This window comes from Micromonospora rhizosphaerae, from assembly GCF_900091465.1.
Classification (GTDB): Bacteria; Actinomycetota; Actinomycetes; order Mycobacteriales; family Micromonosporaceae; genus Micromonospora; species Micromonospora rhizosphaerae.
Genome location: NZ_FMHV01000002.1, coordinates 1,066,701 through 1,086,451, shown reverse-complemented (window position 1 = coordinate 1,086,451; position 19,751 = coordinate 1,066,701). Strand labels below are relative to the sequence as shown.

Here is a 19,751-nt window from a genome sequence, read left to right as displayed (position 1 = left end):
CCTCGCGCCCCTTGCGGTGCCCACGGCCGGATCGTCCGGGCCGCGCCGTTTTGCAGCATCCGATTATGTGAACAACCCTCGCGAAGACTCCGCTCTCCGGCTGACAGCATCGGAAGGGTGCTGGTCGTGACGACGGATCAACTGCCCGGCTACGAGATCCGCCAGATCCTCGGCGAAGTGGTGTCCTCGATGGCCCGGACCCGGAACCCGTACCGCGAGGGGGTCAAGAACCTGCGCGGTGGCGCCTACGACCCGATGGCGCCGGACAACCTCACCCGCTGGCGTACGGACTCGGTGGCCCGGCTCGGCGAGGAGGCCATGCGGCTCGGTGCGAACGCGGTGATCGGGATGCGCTTCGACAGCCGGGACTGCGGCGAGATGTGGATGGAGATCTGCGCGTACGGGACCGCGGTGATCGTCGTACCCAAGATGCCGGACGTCATGCCGCCCGACCAGCCGATGGTGGCGGCGGACACCGCCCACGAACCGGAGATCGCCGAGGCCCCCGGTGGCATCGCCGAACCGGCCAGCGCCCCCAACCTCGGCACCGCCGCCGAAACCCCCACCCCCAAAACCTGACCCGCCGCGCCCCGGGCCCGCCTAGCCCGTGTTGATCAAGAGGTTTGCGTCCGACCTGATCTCCGTTTCGGACGTAAACCTCTTGATCACCGCGCTGGCCGGGGCGGCGGAGGGGAGGGCGCGGGGCGTCAGAGGATGGGGGGTGGGGAGTAGGCGGCGGCGTCCGGGTGGGCCGTCACGATGTCGGCGATGCGCGTGGTGATCCGGTCGACCTGGGCGGGGGCGGCGCCGACGAAGGCCGTGCGGTCGGCGACCAGGGCGTCGATCTCGGCGCGGGACAGGCCGAGGCGGCTGTCCGCGGCGAGGCGGTCGAAGAGATCGTTCTCGGCGGCGCCCTTCTCCCGCATGGCGAGCGCGACGGCCACCGCGTGCTCCTTGATCACCTCGTGCGCGACCTCGCGGCCGACGCCCCGCCGGACCGCCGCCACCAGGATCTTGGTGGTGGCGAGGAACGGCAGGAAGCGCTCCAGCTCCCGGTTGATCACCGCCGGATACGCCCCGAACTCGTCCAGCACGGTGAGGAAGGTCTGGAACAACCCGTCGGCGGCGAAGAACGCGTCCGGCAGGGCGACCCGGCGGACCACCGAGCAGGAGACGTCCCCCTCGTTCCACTGGTCGCCGGCCAGCTCGCCGACCATCGACAGATAGCCTCGGATGATCACCGCGAAACCGTTGATCCGCTCCGACGATCGGGTGTTCATCTTGTGCGGCATCGCGCTGGAGCCGACCTGGCCCGGCTTGAAGCCCTCGGTGACCAGCTCCTGGCCGACCATCAGCCGGATCGTGGTAGCCAGCGACGACGGCCCGGCGGCCACCTGGGCGAGCGTGGAGAGCACGTCGAAGTCCAGCGAGCGCGGGTAGACCTGGCCGACGCTGTCCAGCACCCGGCTGAACCCCAGGTGCTCGGCCACCCGCCGCTCCAGCTCGGCCACCTTCTCGGCGTCGCCGTCGAAGAGATCGAGCTGGTCCGCGGCGGTGCCGACCGGGCCCTTGATGCCGCGCAGCGGGTAGCGGCCGATCAGGTCCTCCAGCCGCTCGTACGCGATGAGCAGCTCCTCGGCCGCGGAGGCGAAGCGCTTGCCCAGCGTGGTGGCCTGCGCGGCGACGTTGTGCGAGCGGCCGGTCATGACCAGGCCCGAGTACTCGTGGGCGTGCCAGGCCAGCCGGGCCAGGGCGGCGACCACCCGGTCCCGGATCAGCTCCAGCGAGGCGCGGATCTGGAGCTGCTCGACGTTCTCGGTGAGGTCCCGCGAGGTCATCCCCTTGTGCACGTGCTCGTGGCCCGCGAGCGCGCTGAACTCCTCGATCCGCGCCTTCACGTCATGCCGGGTGACCCGCTCCCGCGCCGCGATCGAGGCCAGGTCGACGTCGTCGACCACCCGCTCGTACGCCTCGACCACCCCGTCCGGCACCGGCACGCCGAGGTCCCGCTGGGCCTTCAGTACGGCGAGCCAGAGCCGCCGTTCCATCCGTACCTTCTCCTCCGGCGACCAGAGGGTGACCAGCTCGGGCGAGGCGTACCGGTGGGCGAGCACGTTCGGGATCGTCGTCACGGCGCTCAGTCTGTCATGGGCGACGGTTGGCCCCTTGCGTCCACCCCGACCGCGTTTACGCGGCCGTATACTGGCGCGTATGACGACGATGATGCGGGTGAGCCCGGAGACCCGGGAGCAGGTGCTCCGGGTGGCCGCCGAGGACTACGGCGGGGTGAGCGCCGACGAGGCCGTCCGGCGGCTGCTGGAGGAGCACTGGCAGGCCAAGGCGGTCGCCGCGATGGACCATTACCGCGCCGTCGACCCGGAGGGCTGGGCGGATTACCTGGTCGAGGCCGAGCGATGGCACCGCGCCGACGCGCCGGTCGGCGACCCCTGGGACGAGGAGGCGTGAGCCGCTGGCTCAAGCCCTGGGAGGTCTGGTGGCTCGACTTCGACCCCACCGCCGGCCACGAACAGCGGGGTCACCGCCCCGCGCTGGTCGTCTCCTCCCCCTTCCATCTCGCGCTCACCGGCGGCGCCCTGGTCAGCGTGCTGCCGTTGACCTCCCGGGAGCGCCCCGGCTGGCTGCACCGGGTCCGGATCGACATCCCCGGTCACCGGGCGGGCTGGGCGATCACGGAGCAGATCCGGACGGTGTCCGCCGCCCGCCTCACCGGCCGGACGCCCATCCATCGACTCACGCCCGAGCAGGTGGCGGAGGTGCGCTCGGTCCTCCGCCAGATGATCGACCTCTGAGCGGGGGCTCGCCCCACCCCCGCTCGACGGCGTCGTCAGGGGAGCATGCCGAGCAGGTCGGGATGCGCGGCCAGCTCGGTGACCTGTTCCAGGGTGAGCGGGGGCGTGGCACCCCCTGACCTCAGCCCGTAGGCCCACGCGCTGCGCGGCGTACGGCCCGACTCCTTCGACGGGCGGTTGTCGAGCCGCACCTCGGTGAAGGTTCCGTCTGGCCGCTGCACGAACACGATGTATAACTTGGCACCTTACTGATCGACTCATCGTCGACTGGGATGAAAGTCCCTTATGCGGGCGGGGGCAACGGGACACAGAGCCGGTGCAGGATCATGGGCTACGACTCTCTCCCGGCCCAGTGCCGGGCTCCTTCCTCCTCTACCGAGGACTCGCATGCAAAGACCCTCCCTCGCTGGCCTGGCGACTCTCGCCCTGACCGGTGGTTCCCTGCTCTCCCTCGCGTCCCCGGCTCAGGCCGCCGACGCCACGGTCCTCTACGTCCGCCAGCAGTCGACCGTCTGTTCGGACACCGGACCGGGCACGCTGGAACAGCCCTTCTGCTCGATCGCACCGGCCGCCGCGATCGTCACCGCCGGCCAGACCGTCGACATCGGCTCGGGGACCTACGCGGAGCGGCTCACCGTCTCCCGCTCCGGCACCCCGGACCAACCGATCGTTTTCCTCGGCAGCGCGTATGCCACCCTGACGGGCTCCGGTGCCGGCGGAGGCGTCACGATCGACGGCCAGCACGACATCGTGGTGCAGAACATGAACGTCCGCGGCAGCACCGACACGCCTGCCCTGGACCTGCGGAACGCCACGGACGTCACGATCGAGCGTGGCATCTACCCCATGGCGGCCGGCTCGACCGCACCCGCCCTACGACTCACCGGGGTGACCCGTTCGACCCTGAAGGGGGTCACCGCCATCGGCAGCGCGCTCAAGGCCGGTCTCACCATGGATGCCGCCACCAGCGGTGTCTCGGTCCGGCTGGGCAATATCGTGAGCTCGAGCAGCGACAACTTCGCCGATCACAGTCACGGCATCCACATCGAGGGGCCGGGCAACAGCGTCGTCGGGGTGAACGTCAACGGCTTCACCGGCGCCGCCATCGCCGTCGAAGCGGGGGCGACCGGCACGGTGGTGGCCAACACCCAGATCAGCGGTGGCGCGGGCTACGGCATCCACAACCACGGCGCCACCGGCACGGCTATCAGCAACAACAGCGTCCGAAGCCGCTGCCGGGACGGTATCCGGGTCGACGGCGCCTCCACCGGTGTCTCCGTGCAGAACAACGTGCTGAGCTCGAACGGGATGTTCGGGCAGAGCTACTGCGACCCGAACGGTGAGCCGGGCGCGGAGATCGGCCTCTACGGCGACGCCAGCCGGGACACGGTGGCCGACTACAACAACGTCTACCACCACGCCTCACCCTCCGCGTCGGCGTACTCCTGGAACGGCACCCCGATGGGTCTCGCCGCGTTCCGTACCGCATCGGGCCAGGCCGCGCACGACAAGGACACGCCCTGGACCTACGACGCGGAGGATGCCGCCAACTCGGCCGCTCCCGGCTATCCGAGCACGGATCGGATCGGCAATCCTCGAGCGGACAACCCGGCCCGGCCGGATTCCGGCGCCGGGCCGGTCACCTACGCCGACCGTGGTCCGGTGGAAACGCTCGGCAGTCCCGCCTCCCGGTTCAACGTGGCGCTGGACCTGGGCACCACGTCGGTCACGGTCGACGCCAGCGCCTCCACCCCCGGCTACGTGCCGATCACCTCGTACGTGATCGACTTCGGTGACGGCACGGTGGTCACCCAGGCCACCCCGGTCGCCACGCACCGCTACCCGGCCACGGGCACCTACACCGTCTCGGTGAAGGTCTCCGGCAGTGACGGTCGCGCGCACGACAGCCGGCAGAGTGTCACCGTGGCGCGGCGTAGCGGCACGGTTGCGCTGCTCGCGCAGTCCGGCCTCCGCTACGTGGCGGCGTCGGCCAACGCTGGCCTGATCGCCGACCAGGCCGCGCCCGGGGGCACCGCCCAGTTCGACCTGGCGGACATCGGCACCGGCCGCGTCGCGCTCTTCTCCCGAGCCACCGGCCGGTACGTGACCAGCAGCAACGCGCTTGTCGCCAACGGCACCTGGGTCGACACGACCGGCTGGTTCCGCCTGCTTCGGAACACGGACGGGACGGTCAGCCTCCGCTCGACCGGGAGCACGTACGTCAGCGCGCCCTCCACCACTTCTCCGCTGACCGCGAACGCCACCACGATCGGCACCCGGGAGAAGTTCTACCTGGTCAACGTCACCGACGCCGACCGGTCGCTCAAGGCGAAGGCGAACGGCCGGTTCGTCACCGCGGAGAGTGGCGGCAACCGGCCCCTGATCGCCAACCGGACCGCGGTCGGCCCGTGGGAGCGATTCGACATCGTCGACCTCGGCAGCGGGCAGGTCGCCCTCTTGGCCCGGGCCAACAACCGCTTCGTCTGCGCCGAGAGCCGCGGGACGCTACCGCTGATCGCCAACCGCACCGCCGTCGGCGCATGGGAGCGGTTCAGCCTCGTTCGCAACAGCGACGGCACGGTCAGCCTCAAGGCTGCCATCAACGGCCGCTACGTGACGGCGGAAAGCGGCGGCGCCAAGCCGCTCATCGCCAACCGCACCGCCATCGGCCCCTGGGAGAAGTTCACCCTCGGCTGAGCCGGCGTGACCCGTCCGGCGCCCGCCAGGCAACCGTCCTGGCGGGTGTCGGCGCGTCCGGGCTCCGGAACGAGACTTCGCCGGGTCAGCGTTCCAGGATCGCCGTGACGCCCTGGCCGCCGGCCGCGCAGATGGAGATCAGCCCCCGGCCGCTCCCCTTCTCGGCGAGGAGCTTGGCGAGGGTGGCGACGATCCGGCCGCCGGTGGCCGCGAACGGGTGCCCGGCGGCCAGCGAGGAGCCGTTGACGTTGAGCTTGTCCCGGTCGATCGCGCCGAGCGGGGCGTCCAGCCCCAGCCGGTCCTTGCAGAACTCCGGCGACTCCCAGGCGGCCAGGGTGGCCAGCACCTGCGAGGCGAACGCCTCGTGGATCTCGTAGTAGTCGAAGTCCTGCAGGGTCAGCCCGGCCCGGGACAGCATCCGGGGCACCGCGTACGCCGGGGCCATCAGCAGCCCCTCGTCGCCGTGGACGAAGTCGACGGCGGCCGTCTCCGACCAGCTGAACCAGGCCAGCACCGGCAGGTGGTGCTCCCGCGCCCACTCCTCGGAGGCCAGCAGCACCATGGAGGCGCCGTCGGTGAGCGGCGAGGAGTTGCCCGCGGTCATGGTGGCCCGCTCGGCGTCCGCGCCCCTCGTGCCGAAGACCGGCTTGAGCGAGCCGAGCTTCTCCAGGCTGGTGTCCGGGCGGAGGTTCTGGTCCCGGGTCAGTCCCAGGTAGGGCGTCATCAGGTCGTCGAAGAAACCCCGGTCGTACGCGGCGGCGAGCCGCTGGTGCGAGCGGAGCGCCAGCTCGTCCTGGGCTTGCCGGTCGATCGCCCAGCGCACCGCCGTCCGGGCCGCGTGCTCCCCCATGGACAGCCCGGTACGCGGCTCCGCATTGCGCGGGATCTCCGGTTTGAACGGCTGGTGCGGGCGCAGCTTCGCCGCGATCCGCAGCCGCTCGCCCAGGCTCCGGGCGGAGTTGAGCTGCAACAGCGTGCGCCGCAGGTCCTCGTTGATGGCCAGCGGCGCGTCCGAGGTGGTGTCCACGCCGCCGGCGATGCCGACCTCGAGCTGCCCGAGGGCGATCTTGTTGGCGACCAGGATCGCCGCTTCGAGCCCGGTGCCGCAGGCCTGCTGGATGTCGTACGCGGGGGTGTGCGGGTCGAGCCGGGAGCCGAGCACCACCTCACGGGTGAGGTTGAAGTCGCGGGAGTGCTTGAGCACCGCGCCGGCGACCACCTCACCGACCCGCTGCCCGGCCAGGCCGAACCGGGCCACCAGACCGTCCAGTGCGGCGCCGAGCAGGTCCGCGTTGGACGCGTGCGCGTAGCGCGAGTTGGACCGGGCGAAGGGGATGCGGTTGCCGCCGATGACCGCGACCCGCCGGACACTTTGCACGATCGGCCTCCTCGAAGGTGTTGCCCGAACCCTACTCGCCAGTAGGCTACGCCTATGACCGACAGGTACGCGAGCTTCGTCCAATCGGGGGCCGGCCGCGCGCTGGTCAAGCGCCTCGGACTGCCCGACCCGCCTCGACTGCGCCGGCACACGCCGGGCGATCCGCTCGTCCCCGGGCCCGTCCTGCTCGGCTCCGCGGCCGGCGGCCGGCTCGCCGAGCCGGTCGGCAAGATCCTGGCCGCCGCCGGGGTCGAGCTGCCCGACCCGGCCGCGGCCACCGACGCCACCTCGCGGCACGCCGCCCTGGTGTACGACGCCACCGGCATCACCGACTCCACCGAGCTGCGGCAGCTCTATGACTTCTTCCACCCGCAGGCCCGGGCACTGCTGCCCAGCGGCCGGGTGATCGTGCTGGGCACCCCGCCGGCCGAGTGCGGATCGCCGCGCGAGGCCACCGCCCAGCGCGCCCTCGAGGGGCTGACCCGCAGCATCGGCAAGGAGTTCGGCCGCGGCGTCACCGCCCAACTGGTGTACGTCACGCGCGACGGCGACGCGGGCACCCTGACCAGCCTGGAGTCCGCGCTGCGCTTCCTGCTGTCCGGCCGGTCCGCGTACGTCTCGGGGCAGGTGATCCGGGTCGGTGCCGGCACCGCCCAACCCCCGGCCGACTGGGACCGGCCACTGGACGGGCAGGTCGTGCTGGTCACCGGGGCCGCCCGGGGCATCGGCGCCGCGCTGGCGCGGGTGCTCGCCCGCGACGGCGCCCGGGTTGTCGCGCTGGACATCCCGGCCGCCGGGGACACGCTCGCCGCGGTGGCCAACGAGATCGGCGGGACCGCGGTCCAGCTCGACCTGACCGCGCCGGACGCCCCGGCCCGGCTCGCCGAGCACCTCGCCACCCGGCACGGCCGGGTCGACGTGGTGGTGCACAACGCCGGCATCACCCGGGACAGGACCCTCGGCCGGATGGACGCCGACCGCTGGGACTCCGTCATCGACGTCAACCTCTCCAGCCAGGAGCGGATCAACGACGTACTGCTGGAACGCGGCCTGATCCCGGCCGGCGGACGGATCGTCTCGGTCTCCTCCATCGCCGGCATCGCCGGCAACCGCGGCCAGACCAACTACGCCACCAGCAAGGCCGGGGTGATCGGGCTGGTCGAGTCGCTGGCCCCGGTGCTGCGCGAGCGCGGCATCAGCGTCAACGCGGTCGCCCCCGGCTTCATCGAGACCCGGTTGACCGCGCGCATCCCGCTGCTGCTGCGCGAGGCGGGCCGCCGGATGAACAGCATGTCGCAGGGCGGCCTGCCGGTGGATGTCGCCGAGACCATCGGCTGGCTGGCCTGGCCGGCGACCGGCGCGGTGAGCGGCAACGTCGTCCGCGTCTGCGGCCAGAGCCTCTTGGGGGCGTGATGGCGAGGCGAAAGGACCAGCCGGCGGACGGCCCGGCCGACAACCTGTCGGTACACGAGCTGATCGACGGACCGACCCAAGAGATCCCCGAGTACACCCCGGCAGTCGAGGCGACGCAGGACCTCTCCACGCACGACCTGAGCCTCGGCGCCACCCAGGACCTGTCCGGACTCGACCCGACCAGCGGGACGGCCCCGACCGCCCCGGCGGGGGCCGGGACGGGCGGGCGGGTGCTGATCGAGCTGCCCCGGATGCCGGCCGGCGGCGCGCTCTACCGGCGGGCCCTGCTCGGCGCGCTCCCGGTCCAGGGCGGCCGGCGGAGCGACACCGTGCCCGAGGTCGAGCTGACCGTCACCGGCGTCACTGTCGACCGGGCCCATCTCGCCGACTACGACCGGGTCTGTGGGTTCCGCCTCGCCGACCGGCTGCCGGCAACGTACCCGCACGTCATGGGCTTTCCGCTGGCGCTGCGGCTGATGACCGCCCCGGAGTTCCCCATCCCGCTGGCCGGCGTGGTGCACGTCGGCAACCGGATCACCGTGCACCGCCCGATCGACGCCGCCGAGACCATCGACTTCACCGCGTACGCCGAGAACCTGCGCCCGCACGACCGGGGTCGGCAGCTCGACGTGGTGCTGGTCGGCTCGGTCGCCGGGGAGGAGGCCTGGCGCGGCGTCTCGACGTACCTCGGCAAGGAGCGGAAGCCGGGCGGCGGCGGACGGCGCGAGCAGGGTGAGCGGCCACCGGCGCCGGCCGGCTCGGCCCGCTGGCGGGTCGAGCCCCGGGTCGGCCGGGACTACGCGCGGGTCTCCGGCGACCACAACCCGATCCACACCTCCCGGCTCGGTGCCCGGCTGCTCGGATTCCCCCGGCCCATCGCGCACGGCATGTGGAGCAAGGCCCGCTGCCTGGCCGCGCTGGAGAACCGGCTGCCGGACGCCTACACCGTGGAGGTGGGGTTCAAGCTGCCGGTGCCGCTGCCCAGCACGGTGAGCTTCAGCGTCCTCCCGGCCGGCGGGTTCGCCCTGCACGACCTGCGCGGTCGCCCGCACCTGGCCGGCGCCGTGCGCTGATCCGCCGACTCGGTCACCGCTCCACCTCCACCCGGCGAGCATGAGGGCATGGAGTCCGTGCTCGACCTGGTCCGGCAGACGGTCGCCTCGCCGTGGGTGTACCTGCTGATCTTCGGGCTCACCGCGGTCGACGCGTTCTTCCCGATCGTGCCCGGCGAGGCGGCGGTGATCACCGCCGCCGTCCTTGCCACCGCTGGTGATCCCAACCTGGTCGGGGTGATCGCCGCGGGAGCGCTCGGCGCACTCGCCGGCGACCATGTGTCGTACGCGATCGGCCGCGGCGGCCGGGCGCACCGGCTGATCCGCCTCCGCCCGGACAGCCGGCGGCGGGCCGGTTCCGAGTGGGCCCGCCAGGCGGTGCACCGGCGCGGCGGACTGATCCTGATCGTCGCCCGGTACGTCCCGGGCGGACGGACCGCGGTGACCGTCACCATGGGCGCGGTCCGCTATCCACCCCGGTCGTTCCTGCTCTTCGACGGGATCGGGGCGGTGTGCTGGGCGATCTACTCCGCCATGCTCGGCTACTTCGGCGGGCTGGCCTTCCACCGCGACCCGCTCCGCGGCGTGCTGGCCGGCCTGGGCGTCTCGGTGGCGATCGCGCTGCTGGTCGAGACCGTCCGCTGGCTGCGCCACCGGGCCCACCGTTCGGCCGCCCACCGCAGACCGCGCGACGGTCCGTGGTGACCGGTCAGGGGGCGGGCGGGTGCCAGACGGTGCCACGGAGGAGCTGGGCGGCGCCGACCCACGCCACGTTCATCATCCGGGTGGCGGTCTTCTCCGGGTCCGCCTCCGGGTGGTCGGCGAGCCAGTCGGCCAGCGACTCGGTCGCGCCGACCAGGGCGTACGCGACCACCTCCAGATCCGTGGCGCCCACCTCGCGCCCCTCGGCGCGCAGCGCGTGGTCGAGCATGCCGGCGACCACCTCGACCAGCCGGCCGCGCATGGTGGCCAGCTCGGCGGCGAAGGGCTGCGAGCCGCGGGCCTGCCGGTAGAGCACCGCCCAACCGTCCCGGTGCGCCCCGACGAAGCCGAAGAACGCCCGCAACCCCCGCCAGAGCCGCTCGTCGGCGGGCAGGTCGGGGGCGGCCGCCCCGGCGATGGCCTCCATCATCCGGGTGCCCTCCCGGTGCAGGCAGGCGACGAAGAGCTCCTCCTTGGTGCCGAGGTACGCGTAGACCATGGGCTTGGAGATGCCGGCGTCGTCGGCGATCTCGTCCATGCTCGCGGCGTGGAAGCCGCGCCGGGAGAAGACCTTGACCGCCGCGTCGAGCATCTGCTGCTCGCGTACGGCCCGGGGCAGGCGCTTGAAGGTGGGTGTGCCGGACACTCTTGCGAGCATACCTACTCGTGCGTAAGGTTACGCGAGAGTAACCAAAGTCGGCCCCGCCCCGAGAGGTGCATTCCCCCATGACTGACTTCGACCCGGCCAACCTCGCCAACGTCGGCCCCAAGGAGTTCGCCCAGCTGGTCAAGTCCACCCCCGACGACAAGATCGCCGAGGTGATGTCCGGCGACCTGCGTGGCAAGATCCTGAGCGAGGTCTTCGGCCGGATGCCGTCGCTGTTCCGCGCCGATCGCGCCGGCTCCACCAACGCGGTGATCCACTGGAACATCACCGGCCGCCCGGACGGTGGCACCGACACCTACGAGGTCGTCATCGCCGACGGCACGTGCACGGTCAACGAGACGCCGCAGCACGACCCGAAGCTCAGCCTCACCATGGGCCCGGTCGAGTTCCTGAAGACCGTCTCCGGTGGCGCCAACCCCGTCATGATGTTCATGACCGGCAAGCTCAAGGCCAAGGGCGACCTGGGCCTCGCCGCCAACATCGCCAACCTGTTCGACATCCCCAAGGCCTGAGATGGCCGAGTTCTCGCTCGACCTGAACGAGGAACAGCGGGATCTCCGCGACTGGGTGCACGGCTTCGCCGCCGACGTCGTGCGCCCGGCCGCGGCCGAGTGGGACGCCCGGGAGGAGACCCCCTGGCCGATCCTCAAGGAGGCGGCGAAGGTCGGCCTCTACGGCTTCGAGTTCCTCGCCACCTGCTGGGCCGACCCCACCGGCCTCTCGCTGCCGATCGCCAGCGAGGAACTCTTCTGGGGTGACGCCGGCATCGGGCTGAGCATCTTCGGCACCTCCCTCGCGGTCGCCGCCATCTACGGCGCGGGCACCCCGGACCAGCTCGTCGAATGGGTGCCGCAGTGCTTCGGCTCCCTGGACGAGCCGGCCGTCGCCGCGTTCTGCACCAGCGAACCGGAGGCCGGTTCCGACGTGGGGGCGATGCGCACCCGGGCGGTGTACGACGAGGCCACCGACGAGTGGGTGCTGCGCGGGCAGAAGGCGTACGCCACCAACGGCGGGATCGCCGGGGTGCACGTGGTCACCGCCTCGGTCGACCCATCGCTCGGCTCGCGCGGGCAGGCCGCGTTCGTCGTACCGCCGCAGACGAAGGGGCTGGACGCGACCCGCAAGCTGCGCAAGCTGGGGCTGCGCGCGTCGCACACCGCCGACGTCTTCCTCGACGACGTACGCGTCCCCGGGCGCTGCCTGCTCGGCGGGCGGGAGGCCCTGCTGGAGCGGCTCGACCGGGCCCGCTCCGGGCAGCGCGCCTCGGGGCAGGCCGCGATGCGGACCTTCGAGCTGTCCCGCCCGACGGTCGGCGCGCAGGCGCTCGGCGTGGCCCGGGCCGCCTACGAGTACGCCCTGGACTACGCGAAGGACCGGGTCCAGTTCGGACGGCCGATCATCGAGAACCAGGCCGTCGCGTTCGCGCTGGCCGACATGAAGATGGAGATCGACGCCGCCCGGCTGCTGGTCTGGCGGGCCTCCTGGATGGGCCGCAACAACCGGCCCTTCACCGCGGGCGAGGGCTCGATGTCCAAGCTCAAGGCGGGCGAGGTGGCCGTGTCGGTCACCGAGAAGGCGGTACAGCTGCTCGGCGGCGCGGGCTTCCTGCGGGATCACCCGGTCGAGCGCTGGTACCGGGACGCGAAGATCTACACCATCTTCGAGGGCACCTCCGAGATCCAGCGGCTCGTCATCTCGCGGGCCATCTCCGGAATGCAGATCCGCTGACCGGGCTGCCCGGCGCGCTCGGGCTGCCCGGCCGCGCTGCGCTGCCCGGCGCGCTCGGGCTGCCCGGCCGCGCTGGGCTGTCCAGCGCGGCGGGTGCATGATCGAGAGGACACGCTCGGCGTGGAAGGGCTCCTGCGGGGGCCCTTCCAGGCTGCCGGAAGGAGGGTTGCGGCTTGGACCTGCCGTTCATCGTCGCCACGCTGACCCGTCGCGGGCTGCTCAACCCCGGCCGTCCGATCCGGGTCGCCTCCCAGCTCGGCGCGCTGCGTAAATGGGGCTGGAGCCTCGCCGGTGAGCTGCGCCAGGCCGCCGCCCGCGACCCGGACCGCACCGCCATCGTGGACGAGCAGGGCGGTGAGCTGACCTATCAGGAGCTGCTCGACCGGTCCGAGCGACTGGCCCGGTCGATGCGGGCCGGGCTCGGCGTGCAGGCCGGAGACCGGGTCGGGGTGCTCTGCCGCAACCATCACGGGCTGATCGAGGCGGTGGTCGCCGCGATGCTGCTCGGCGCGGACGCCGTACTGGTCAACACCGGGCTCTCCGCCGCGCAGCTCGCCACCGTCGCGGATGAACAGTCGCTGCGGGTGCTGGTGCACGACACCGAGTTCGCCGAGCGGATCCTCGGCCTCCCCGCCGACGTGCACCGGATCGACGAGCGGGTACAGGCGGACCTGATCGCCGGCGCGCTGCCCGGGGAACTTCAGCCTCCCGAGCGGGACGGCCGGACCATCGTGCTCACCTCCGGCACCACCGGCGCCCCGAAGGGCGCCCGGCGCCCCACCCCGAACGGTTTCGGTCCGCTGGTCTCCATCATCGACCGGATCCCGTTGCACGCCCGCGACCGGATGATGATCGCCGCGCCGCTCTTCCACACCTGGGGGTACGCGGCCCTCCAGGTGGCCTTCGCGCTGCGGGCCACCATCGTGCTGCACCGCCGGTTCGACCCGGCTGCCACGCAGACCGCGCTGGTGGCGCAGCAGTGCGACGCGCTCTTCGCCGTACCGGTGATGCTGCAGCGGCTGCTCGAGGTGCCACCGCCGAACCCCCGGCCGCCGCTGAAGGTGGTCGCGGTCAGCGGCTCGGCCCTGCCCGGCGGGTTGGCCCCGAGGTTCATGGACGTCTACGGCGACGTCCTCTACAACCTGTACGGCTCGACCGAGGTCTCCTGGGCGTCCATCGCCGGCCCGGCCGACCTGCGGGAGGCGCCGACCACGGCGGGTCGGCCGCCGCACGGCACCCGGCTGGAGATCCTGGACGAGGCCGACGAGCCGGTCCGGGACGGGCGGGTCGGGCGGATCTTCGTGGGCAACGAGATGCTCTTCGACGGGTACACCTCGGGTGCCCGGCGGGAGACCCACGACGGCCTGCTGGACACCGGCGACCTGGGCCGGATCAACCCCGACGGGCTGCTCTTCGTCGACGGGCGGGCCGACGACATGATCATCTCCGGCGGCGAGAACGTCTTCCCCTCGGAGGTGGAGGACCTGCTCTCCCGGCTGCCGCAGGTCCGCGAGGCCGCCGTGATCGGGGTGCCCGACCCCGAGTACGGCCAGCGGCTCGCCGCGTTCCTCGCCCTGCACGCCGGCGAGACGCTCGACCCGGAGGCGGTCCGCGAGTACGTCCGGCACTACCTGGCCCGCTTCTCCGTGCCCCGCGACGTGATCTTCGTGAAGTACCTGCCCCGCAACGCCACCGGCAAGGTGCTCAGCCGGGAGCTGCGCCGCTACTACGGCTGAGGCCGGGGCCAGGGCCACACGGGACAGACGGGACGGGCGGCCGGTGGTACCTTCTCATCCGCCGCCGGTCCCGGCAGGTCCGCTTTCCCGTCCTGGAGCTGCCCGATGTTCCGACTCCGCCGGCGCTGGGCTCTCGGTCTGCTCGCCGGCGGCGCGTCCGCCGTGGCGCTCGGCACCACCGAGCCGGCCCTCGGGGAACATCACGCCGGCCGCCTGGCCCGGCGCGAGCCGCCCCCCGTGGAGCTGGAGAACCAGGCGGTCGGCGAACCGTGGTGGCCGCCGCAGGACGCTCGGCGGAACGCCGACGACCGGCACCGGCAGATCCAGGGGTACGCCTCGGCCACCAGCGTCGCCCCCGGTGAGACCATCGACTTCCACGTCGCGGTCAACCCCGCCGGCCGGTACCGGATCTCCGTCCACCGGCTCGGCTGGTACGGCGGTGCGGGTGCCCGGACGCTGGTGACCAGCCCGGAGTTCGACGGCGTACCGCAGCCGGTGCCCGCGGCCGACCCGGCAACCGGGACCATCGCCTGCCGCTGGCCGGTGTCCTGGACGCTGCGGGTGCCGGAGGACTGGACATCCGGCCTCTACCAGGCGGTCTTCACCTCGGCCGACGGTTGGCGCGCCTGCACGCCGTTCGTGGTCCGCGACGACCGGCGGGCCGCCGCGCTCTGCGTGGTGCTGCCGGTCACCACCTGGCAGGCGTACAACCAGTGGCCGATGGACGGACGGACCGGCAAGAGCCTCTACAACGGCTTCGGGTCGAACCGTCGCCGCGATCCCCGGGTCCGCGCGCTGGAGGTCTCCTTCGACCGGCCGTACGCCGACGCGGGCATCCCCATCCAGCTCACCCGGGATCACGACGCCATCCAGTGGCTGGAACGCAACGGGTACGACGTCAGCTACGCCACCAGCTTCGACCTGCACTCCGGACGGCTCGACCCGACCCACCACCGGGGGCTCGTCTTCGCCGGGCACGACGAGTACTGGTCGCTGGCGATGCGCCGGGCCGCGGAGCGGGCGGTGGCCGCCGGGACGAGCCTGGCCTTCCTCGGCGCGAACAGCGTCTACTGGCACATCCGGGTGCGGCCCGCCGCCGACGGGCGGCCCGAGCGGGTGGTCGCCTGCGCCAAGACCATGCCGGATCCGGGACAGGACGCCGCCGGCCCGACGGTCAAGTGGCGCAGCCTCGGGCCGGCCGAGCAGGCGCTGCTCGGGGTGCAGTACAACGGCATCGTCGGCGCCCCGCAGCCGCTGGTGGTCCGGGCGGCGGACCACTGGTTCTGGGCCGGCGCCGGGGTGGCCGACGGCGACCGGATCCCCGGCGTGGTCGGTGGCGAGGCGGACGGCGTCAACCCGGGCGGCCCGCGCCCCGCCACCGCCAAGTCCGCCGTGCTCAGCGCGTCGCCGTACCGGACCAGGGAGGGTGGGCAGCAGGTGCAGAACGCCCACCTGTACGAGACGCCGCAGGGCGGCCTCGTCTTCGCCACCGGCACGCTCTGCTGGACGATGGCGCTCAACCGCCCCGGGCACCGGGACGACCGCATCGAGCGGGCCACCGCCAACCTGCTGGACCGGATGACCGGCCGGAGCCAGGGCTCGGCCGGTCGGCCGGGACCGGGGCCGGCGGCTCAGGGATAGCCGTCGACATCCACCGGCAACCCGGCCACCTCCTCGCCTCGCCGCTTTGGAGGGAGGCGACGGGGCCGGGGTTGCCCGGTCAGGCCGGAATCGTGATCCGGCCGTCCTGCGCCGCAGCGGCGATGTCGGTGCGGTGGTGCGAGCCGGCCAACTCGATCCCGTCGACCAGCGCGTACGCGGCGTCCCGCGCGGCGGCCAGGTCGGGGCCGGTGGCCGTACCGCAGAGGACCCGGCCGCCGGCGGAGAGCAACGCGCCGTCGGAGGCCCGGTGGGCGGTGCCCGCGTGGATGACGCCGGGACGGTCGGCGCCGGCGATCACGTCGCCGGTGCGCGGCGCGGCCGGGTAGCCCTCGGCGGCCACCACCACGGTGACCGCCGCGCCGTCCCGCCAGCACAGCGGCGGGTGCGCGGCCAGCGTGCCGGTCGCGGCGGCGTGCAGCAGCCCGGCGAGCGGCGTCTCCAGCAGCGCGAGGACGACCTGCGTCTCCGGGTCGCCGAACCGGGCGTTGAACTCGATCACCCGCGGCCCGGCGGCGGTGATCGCCAGCCCGACGTAGAGCAGCCCGGCGAAGGGCGTGCCCCGGCGGCGCATCTCGGCCAGGGTCGGGTGCACGACGTCGCGCACGACCTCGCCGACCAGACCGGGCGGCGCCCAGGGCAGGGGCGCGTACGCCCCCATGCCGCCCGTGTTCGGGCCGGTGTCACCGTCGCCGACCCGCTTGAAGTCCTGCGCGGGGAGCAGCGGCAGCGCGGCCTCGCCGTCGGTGACCACGAAGAGCGAGACCTCGGGTCCGGCGAGGTACTCCTCGATCACCACCCGGCCGCACTCTTCGGCGTGCCGCAGCGCGGCGGCGCGGTCCTCGGTGACCACGACGCCCTTGCCCGCGGCAAGCCCGTCGTTCTTCACCACGTACGGCGGCCCGAACTCGTCGAGCGCTCGGCACGTGCTCTCCGCGTCGGTGCAGGTGAAGGCGCGGGCTGTCGGTACACCGGCGGCGAGCATCACGTCCTTGGCGAAGGCCTTGGAGCCCTCCAGCCGAGCCGCCTCGGCGGACGGGCCGAACGCGGGGATCCCCTTGGCCCGCACCGCGTCGGCGGCCCCCGCCACCAGCGGCGCCTCCGGCCCGATCACCACGAGATCGGCCCCCACCTCGACGGCCAGGGCGGCAACGGCCGACGGATCGGTCGCGTCCAAGCTCCGCAGCTCGGCGAGCGCACCGATGCCAGGATTCCCCGGCGCCGCGATCAGCGCCTCAACGGAAGGATCGGCCGAAAGCCCGAGCGCGAGCGCATGCTCCCGCCCCCCACCACCCACAAGAAGAACCCGCACGACCCCGCATCCTACCGGCCCCCTTGATGCCCCCGTTGATCATGAAGTTGTTGCCACGACACGCCGAGCCGGTGGGTAACAAGTTCATGATCGACGATCCCGTGCGGCGGCCATGGCCTGCCGGACCATCCACGGGATGTAGTCGGGGCGGAGGGTGTCGGCCCAGGTGAAGCGGAGGACGGCCCAGCCGGCGTTCAGCAGGCGGTTCTGGCGGTGGCGGTCGGCGAAGAGGGCGTCCGGACTTCCTTGCGCGGCGCGGCCGTCAGCCTCGGCGATGATGCGCGAGGCACGCCACCCCATGTCGCCGATACCGATGAGGTAGCCATCATGGTCCCGTACCTCGAGTTGGAGGGCATCCGGTGGGACCTTTCCATCGACGCAGCGCAGCCGGGTGCGCGTCTCCAGCGGAGACTGTGCCCGGCCGTCCGCCTCCGTCAGGTAGGCACGGGCGGCGACCGCGCCTCGTCGGCCTCGAAGCAGCGACGGCACCAGTTGCAGATCCTCCGGCCGCAGCAGGCCTCGATTCAACGCGGAATCGAGCAGGGAGACCGCGGTATAGCGCTGTTCGCGAAGGATGAGGTCCGAGACCGTTCGCAGCGGATCGGTGGCCATGATGCCGGCGACCCGTCCGAACTGGCCTGGCGCGATGAGCAGCTGGTGAACCACCACCTCGGGGTGAGCCAGTCGGGCCGGCCGGGCGGCCGGACCCGGTACCGAGAGGTGAATGGAGTCACTCGGGCGCAAGCCCTCGATCCGGTGCAGCTCGGCGGCCGTGCCGAGCACGACCGCCGCCCCGGGACCGAACGAGGCGACGGCGGCTCGGATGCGAGCACGTCGAGGAATCCCGTCGTAGCGGTCCGCGTCCACGAGGTATCCGCCCCTGGCAATGGCCCGCCACCGGCCGGCCCGGCACAACCGCTGCACCTCGTGCACACTGAGCCCGGCTGCCCGCGCCTGAGCCAACGTCACCACGCCGTCCCGGCCGGCAGCCACCCGCCGCACGATCGTCAGAGCATCCATGCCCGCCGACGATCCACCCCCACAGAGATCGACAAAACCCCCTGTGGATAACCGCGCCACCCCCTGTGGACAACGCCCTGCGCAAGCCTCGGTCGATCATGAAGTTATTGCCACTGACGCCGGCGTGTCAGCGCAATAACTTCATGATCACGGGAGTGAACCGGGGCGGGCGGCCGGGGGGTGGGTCAGGGGAGGAGGGGGTGGCGGAGGACGTTTTCTTCGCGGCCGGGGCCTACGCCTACCACGCTGACGCGGGTGCCGGTTAGGTCTTCGATGCGGGCGATGTAGCGCTTTGCGTTCTCGGGGAGTTCGTCCTCGGTGCGCGCCTTGGTGATGTCCTCCCACCAGCCGTCGAGCTCTTCGTAGATCGGCTTGGCGTGGTGGAAGTCGGTCTGGGTCATCGGCATGTCGTCGAAGCGTTCGCCGTTGATCTCGTAGCCGACGCAGATCGGGACTCTGGGCAGGCCGGTGAGCACGTCCAGCTTGGTGACCACCAGGTCGGTGACCCCGTTGAGGCGGCAGGCGTACCGGGCGACGACGGCGTCGAACCAGCCGGTGCGGCGCTCCCGGCCGGTGGTGGTGCCGTACTCGTGGCCGATCTTGAGCAGGTGCTGGCCGTTGTCGTCGAAGAGCTCGGTCGGGAACGGCCCCGCGCCGACCCGGGTGGTGTACGCCTTGCTGACCGCGATCACCTTGCTGATCGCGGTCGGCGGGATGCCGGCGCCCACGCACGCCCCGCCGGCCGTCGGGTTCGACGAGGTGACGAAGGGGTAGGTGCCGTGGTCCATGTCCAGCATGGTGGCCTGGGCGCCCTCCAGCAGCACGGTCTCGCCGCGGTCCAGCGCGTCCCAGAGCATCACCCGGGTCTCGACGATGTACGGCTTGAGCCGCTCCGCGTACTCCAGGTACTCCTCGATCGTCGCGTTGACGTCGATGGCCTTGCGGTTGTAGACCTTGAACAGCACCTGGTTCTTCTCGCGCAGCGCGAGCTCCAGCTTCTTGCGCAGAATGCCGGGGTCGAGCAGGTCCTGGAGCCGGATGCCCATCCGGGCGACCTTGTCGCCGTACGCCGGGCCGATGCCCCGGCCGGTGGTGCCGATCCGGGACGAACCGAGGTAGCGCTCGACCACCCGGTCCAGCGCCCGGTGGTGCGGCATGATCAGGTGCGCGTCGCCGGAGATGCGCAGCCGGGAGACGTCCACGCCGCGCTCGGAGAGCCCGTCGATCTCGGTGAGCAGCACCTTGGGGTCGACCACCACACCGTTGCCGATGACGATCATCGCGTTCGGGGAGAGCGCCCCGGACGGCATCAGGTGCAGCGCGTACTTCTGGCCGTCCGGCGTGATCACCGTGTGCCCGGCGTTGTTGCCGCCCGAGTAGCGCACGACGTAGTCGACCCGCTCACCCAGCAGGTCGGTAACCTTGCCCTTGCCCTCGTCGCCCCACTGGGCGCCGAGGAGCACGATCGCTGGCATCTTCTCCGCCTCCAGAAGGCTCGGGTGCCAGGTGGCGACCGGTTGGCGAGCCCGGGGTGTCAGGCTAACAAGTAGTGACGGCGCGGCTGGCAGGGGTCGCGG

At 72.4% G+C, this 19,751-nt stretch carries 18 protein-coding genes; 11 read left to right on the top strand and 7 right to left on the bottom strand.

The window, feature by feature from the left end; translation table 11 throughout:
* Window positions 1-30 precede the first annotated feature (30 nt).
* On the top strand, window positions 31-579 hold the full coding sequence (locus tag GA0070624_RS05280; RefSeq protein ID WP_176731980.1) for a YbjQ family protein: 549 nt from the start codon (window positions 31-33) through the stop codon (window positions 577-579).
* Window positions 580-707: 128 nt separating this feature from the next.
* Here GA0070624_RS05280 and purB read toward each other — a convergent pair whose 3' ends face one another.
* Window positions 708-2,132, bottom strand: coding sequence for an adenylosuccinate lyase (gene purB / locus GA0070624_RS05275; RefSeq protein WP_091337144.1), 1,425 nt, complete (start codon window positions 2,130-2,132; stop codon window positions 708-710).
* A gap of 79 nt (window positions 2,133-2,211) precedes the next feature.
* Here purB and GA0070624_RS33770 point away from each other — a divergent pair, with 79 nt between their 5' ends.
* Together GA0070624_RS33770 and GA0070624_RS33765 are read left to right on the top strand one after the other, a co-directional pair.
* Window positions 2,212-2,466 carry a hypothetical protein gene (locus GA0070624_RS33770; protein WP_141714936.1) on the top strand — a complete coding sequence of 85 codons (255 nt, stop codon included), beginning with the start codon at window positions 2,212-2,214 and terminating at the stop codon, window positions 2,464-2,466.
* Entirely contained in the window at window positions 2,463-2,810 is a 348-nt protein-coding gene (locus GA0070624_RS33765; RefSeq protein ID WP_176731602.1) for a type II toxin-antitoxin system PemK/MazF family toxin, read from the top strand. Before GA0070624_RS33770 ends, GA0070624_RS33765 begins: the two co-directional genes overlap by 4 nt.
* Window positions 2,811-2,845: 35 nt before the next feature.
* Here GA0070624_RS33765 and GA0070624_RS05265 read toward each other — a convergent pair whose 3' ends face one another.
* The gene (locus tag GA0070624_RS05265) at window positions 2,846-3,031 is read right to left on the bottom strand and encodes a hypothetical protein (protein WP_141714934.1); all 186 of its coding nucleotides are present in this window, start codon (window positions 3,029-3,031) and stop codon (window positions 2,846-2,848) included.
* A gap of 166 nt (window positions 3,032-3,197) precedes the next feature.
* Here GA0070624_RS05265 and GA0070624_RS05260 point away from each other — a divergent pair, with 166 nt between their 5' ends.
* The gene (locus GA0070624_RS05260; protein ID WP_176731601.1) at window positions 3,198-5,507 is read left to right on the top strand and encodes a PKD domain-containing protein; all 2,310 of its coding nucleotides are present in this window, start codon (window positions 3,198-3,200) and stop codon (window positions 5,505-5,507) included.
* Between the two features lie 85 nt (window positions 5,508-5,592).
* On the opposite strand, the gene GA0070624_RS05255 is transcribed toward GA0070624_RS05260, so the two are convergent.
* Window positions 5,593-6,885 (bottom strand): acetyl-CoA C-acetyltransferase, encoded by a 1,293-nt coding sequence (locus tag GA0070624_RS05255; RefSeq protein WP_091337136.1) that lies wholly within the window; start codon window positions 6,883-6,885, stop codon window positions 5,593-5,595.
* Between the two features lie 54 nt (window positions 6,886-6,939).
* On the opposite strand from GA0070624_RS05255, the gene GA0070624_RS05250 reads away from it, so the two are divergent.
* The 3 genes from GA0070624_RS05250 to GA0070624_RS05240 all read left to right on the top strand — a co-directional run bounded on the left by GA0070624_RS05250 (window position 6,940) and on the right by GA0070624_RS05240 (window position 10,055).
* Window positions 6,940-8,298 carry a 3-oxoacyl-ACP reductase gene (locus GA0070624_RS05250; protein ID WP_091337135.1) on the top strand — a complete coding sequence of 453 codons (1,359 nt, stop codon included), beginning with the start codon at window positions 6,940-6,942 and terminating at the stop codon, window positions 8,296-8,298.
* A 251-nt stretch (window positions 8,299-8,549) separates the two neighbouring features.
* Window positions 8,550-9,371, top strand: coding sequence for a MaoC family dehydratase (locus tag GA0070624_RS05245; protein WP_091348200.1), 822 nt, complete (start codon window positions 8,550-8,552; stop codon window positions 9,369-9,371).
* A 48-nt stretch (window positions 9,372-9,419) separates the two neighbouring features.
* Window positions 9,420-10,055 (top strand): DedA family protein, encoded by a 636-nt coding sequence (locus tag GA0070624_RS05240; protein ID WP_091337133.1) that lies wholly within the window; start codon window positions 9,420-9,422, stop codon window positions 10,053-10,055.
* A 4-nt stretch (window positions 10,056-10,059) separates the two neighbouring features.
* On the opposite strand, the gene GA0070624_RS05235 is transcribed toward GA0070624_RS05240, so the two are convergent.
* A complete protein-coding gene (locus GA0070624_RS05235; RefSeq protein ID WP_176731600.1) occupies window positions 10,060-10,698 on the bottom strand; it encodes a TetR/AcrR family transcriptional regulator in 639 nt (212 codons plus the stop codon).
* 80 nt (window positions 10,699-10,778) lie between these two features.
* On the opposite strand from GA0070624_RS05235, the gene GA0070624_RS05230 reads away from it, so the two are divergent.
* The 4 genes from GA0070624_RS05230 (at window position 10,779) to GA0070624_RS05215 (ending at window position 15,824) form a co-directional block, all read left to right on the top strand.
* The gene (locus GA0070624_RS05230) at window positions 10,779-11,231 is read left to right on the top strand and encodes an SCP2 sterol-binding domain-containing protein (RefSeq protein ID WP_091337129.1); all 453 of its coding nucleotides are present in this window, start codon (window positions 10,779-10,781) and stop codon (window positions 11,229-11,231) included.
* Between the two features lies 1 nt (window position 11,232).
* A complete protein-coding gene (locus tag GA0070624_RS05225) occupies window positions 11,233-12,447 on the top strand; it encodes an acyl-CoA dehydrogenase family protein (protein ID WP_091337127.1) in 1,215 nt (404 codons plus the stop codon).
* Between the two features lie 173 nt (window positions 12,448-12,620).
* The gene (locus GA0070624_RS05220; protein WP_091337125.1) at window positions 12,621-14,183 is read left to right on the top strand and encodes an AMP-binding protein; all 1,563 of its coding nucleotides are present in this window, start codon (window positions 12,621-12,623) and stop codon (window positions 14,181-14,183) included.
* 105 nt (window positions 14,184-14,288) lie between these two features.
* The gene (locus GA0070624_RS05215) at window positions 14,289-15,824 is read left to right on the top strand and encodes a N,N-dimethylformamidase beta subunit family domain-containing protein (RefSeq protein WP_091337122.1); all 1,536 of its coding nucleotides are present in this window, start codon (window positions 14,289-14,291) and stop codon (window positions 15,822-15,824) included.
* A gap of 79 nt (window positions 15,825-15,903) precedes the next feature.
* On the opposite strand, the gene purD is transcribed toward GA0070624_RS05215, so the two are convergent.
* From purD to GA0070624_RS05200, 3 genes are all read right to left on the bottom strand, one after another.
* Window positions 15,904-17,154 carry a phosphoribosylamine--glycine ligase gene (gene purD, locus GA0070624_RS05210; protein WP_091337120.1) on the bottom strand — a complete coding sequence of 417 codons (1,251 nt, stop codon included), beginning with the start codon at window positions 17,152-17,154 and terminating at the stop codon, window positions 15,904-15,906.
* Window positions 17,155-17,238: 84 nt separating this feature from the next.
* Window positions 17,239-18,174 carry a type IV toxin-antitoxin system AbiEi family antitoxin domain-containing protein gene (locus tag GA0070624_RS05205; protein WP_091337118.1) on the bottom strand — a complete coding sequence of 312 codons (936 nt, stop codon included), beginning with the start codon at window positions 18,172-18,174 and terminating at the stop codon, window positions 17,239-17,241.
* Between the two features lie 185 nt (window positions 18,175-18,359).
* Window positions 18,360-19,649, bottom strand: a complete 1,290-nt coding sequence (locus tag GA0070624_RS05200) for an adenylosuccinate synthase (RefSeq protein ID WP_091337115.1) — start codon at window positions 19,647-19,649, stop codon at window positions 18,360-18,362.
* Window positions 19,650-19,751: the final 102 nt, after the last annotated feature.

Bases quoted from the DNA above. Each gene is read 5' to 3' on its own strand.
- GA0070624_RS05245 (WP_091348200.1), top strand. From the start codon at position 8,550: ATGCCGGCCGGCGGCGCGCTCTACCGGCGGGCCCTGCTCGGCGCGCTC.
- GA0070624_RS05250 (WP_091337135.1), top strand. From the start codon at position 6,940: ATGACCGACAGGTACGCGAGCTTCGTCCAATCGGGGGCCGGCCGCGCG.
- GA0070624_RS05230 (WP_091337129.1), top strand. From the start codon at position 10,779: ATGACTGACTTCGACCCGGCCAACCTCGCCAACGTCGGCCCCAAGGAG.
- GA0070624_RS05240 (WP_091337133.1), top strand. From the start codon at position 9,420: ATGGAGTCCGTGCTCGACCTGGTCCGGCAGACGGTCGCCTCGCCGTGG.
- GA0070624_RS05205 (WP_091337118.1), bottom strand. From the start codon at position 18,174: ATGGATGCTCTGACGATCGTGCGGCGGGTGGCTGCCGGCCGGGACGGC.
- GA0070624_RS05260 (WP_176731601.1), top strand. From the start codon at position 3,198: ATGCAAAGACCCTCCCTCGCTGGCCTGGCGACTCTCGCCCTGACCGGT.
- GA0070624_RS05215 (WP_091337122.1), top strand. From the start codon at position 14,289: ATGTTCCGACTCCGCCGGCGCTGGGCTCTCGGTCTGCTCGCCGGCGGC.
- GA0070624_RS05200 (WP_091337115.1), bottom strand. From the start codon at position 19,649: ATGCCAGCGATCGTGCTCCTCGGCGCCCAGTGGGGCGACGAGGGCAAG.
- GA0070624_RS33770 (WP_141714936.1), top strand. From the start codon at position 2,212: ATGACGACGATGATGCGGGTGAGCCCGGAGACCCGGGAGCAGGTGCTC.
- GA0070624_RS05225 (WP_091337127.1), top strand. From the start codon at position 11,233: ATGGCCGAGTTCTCGCTCGACCTGAACGAGGAACAGCGGGATCTCCGC.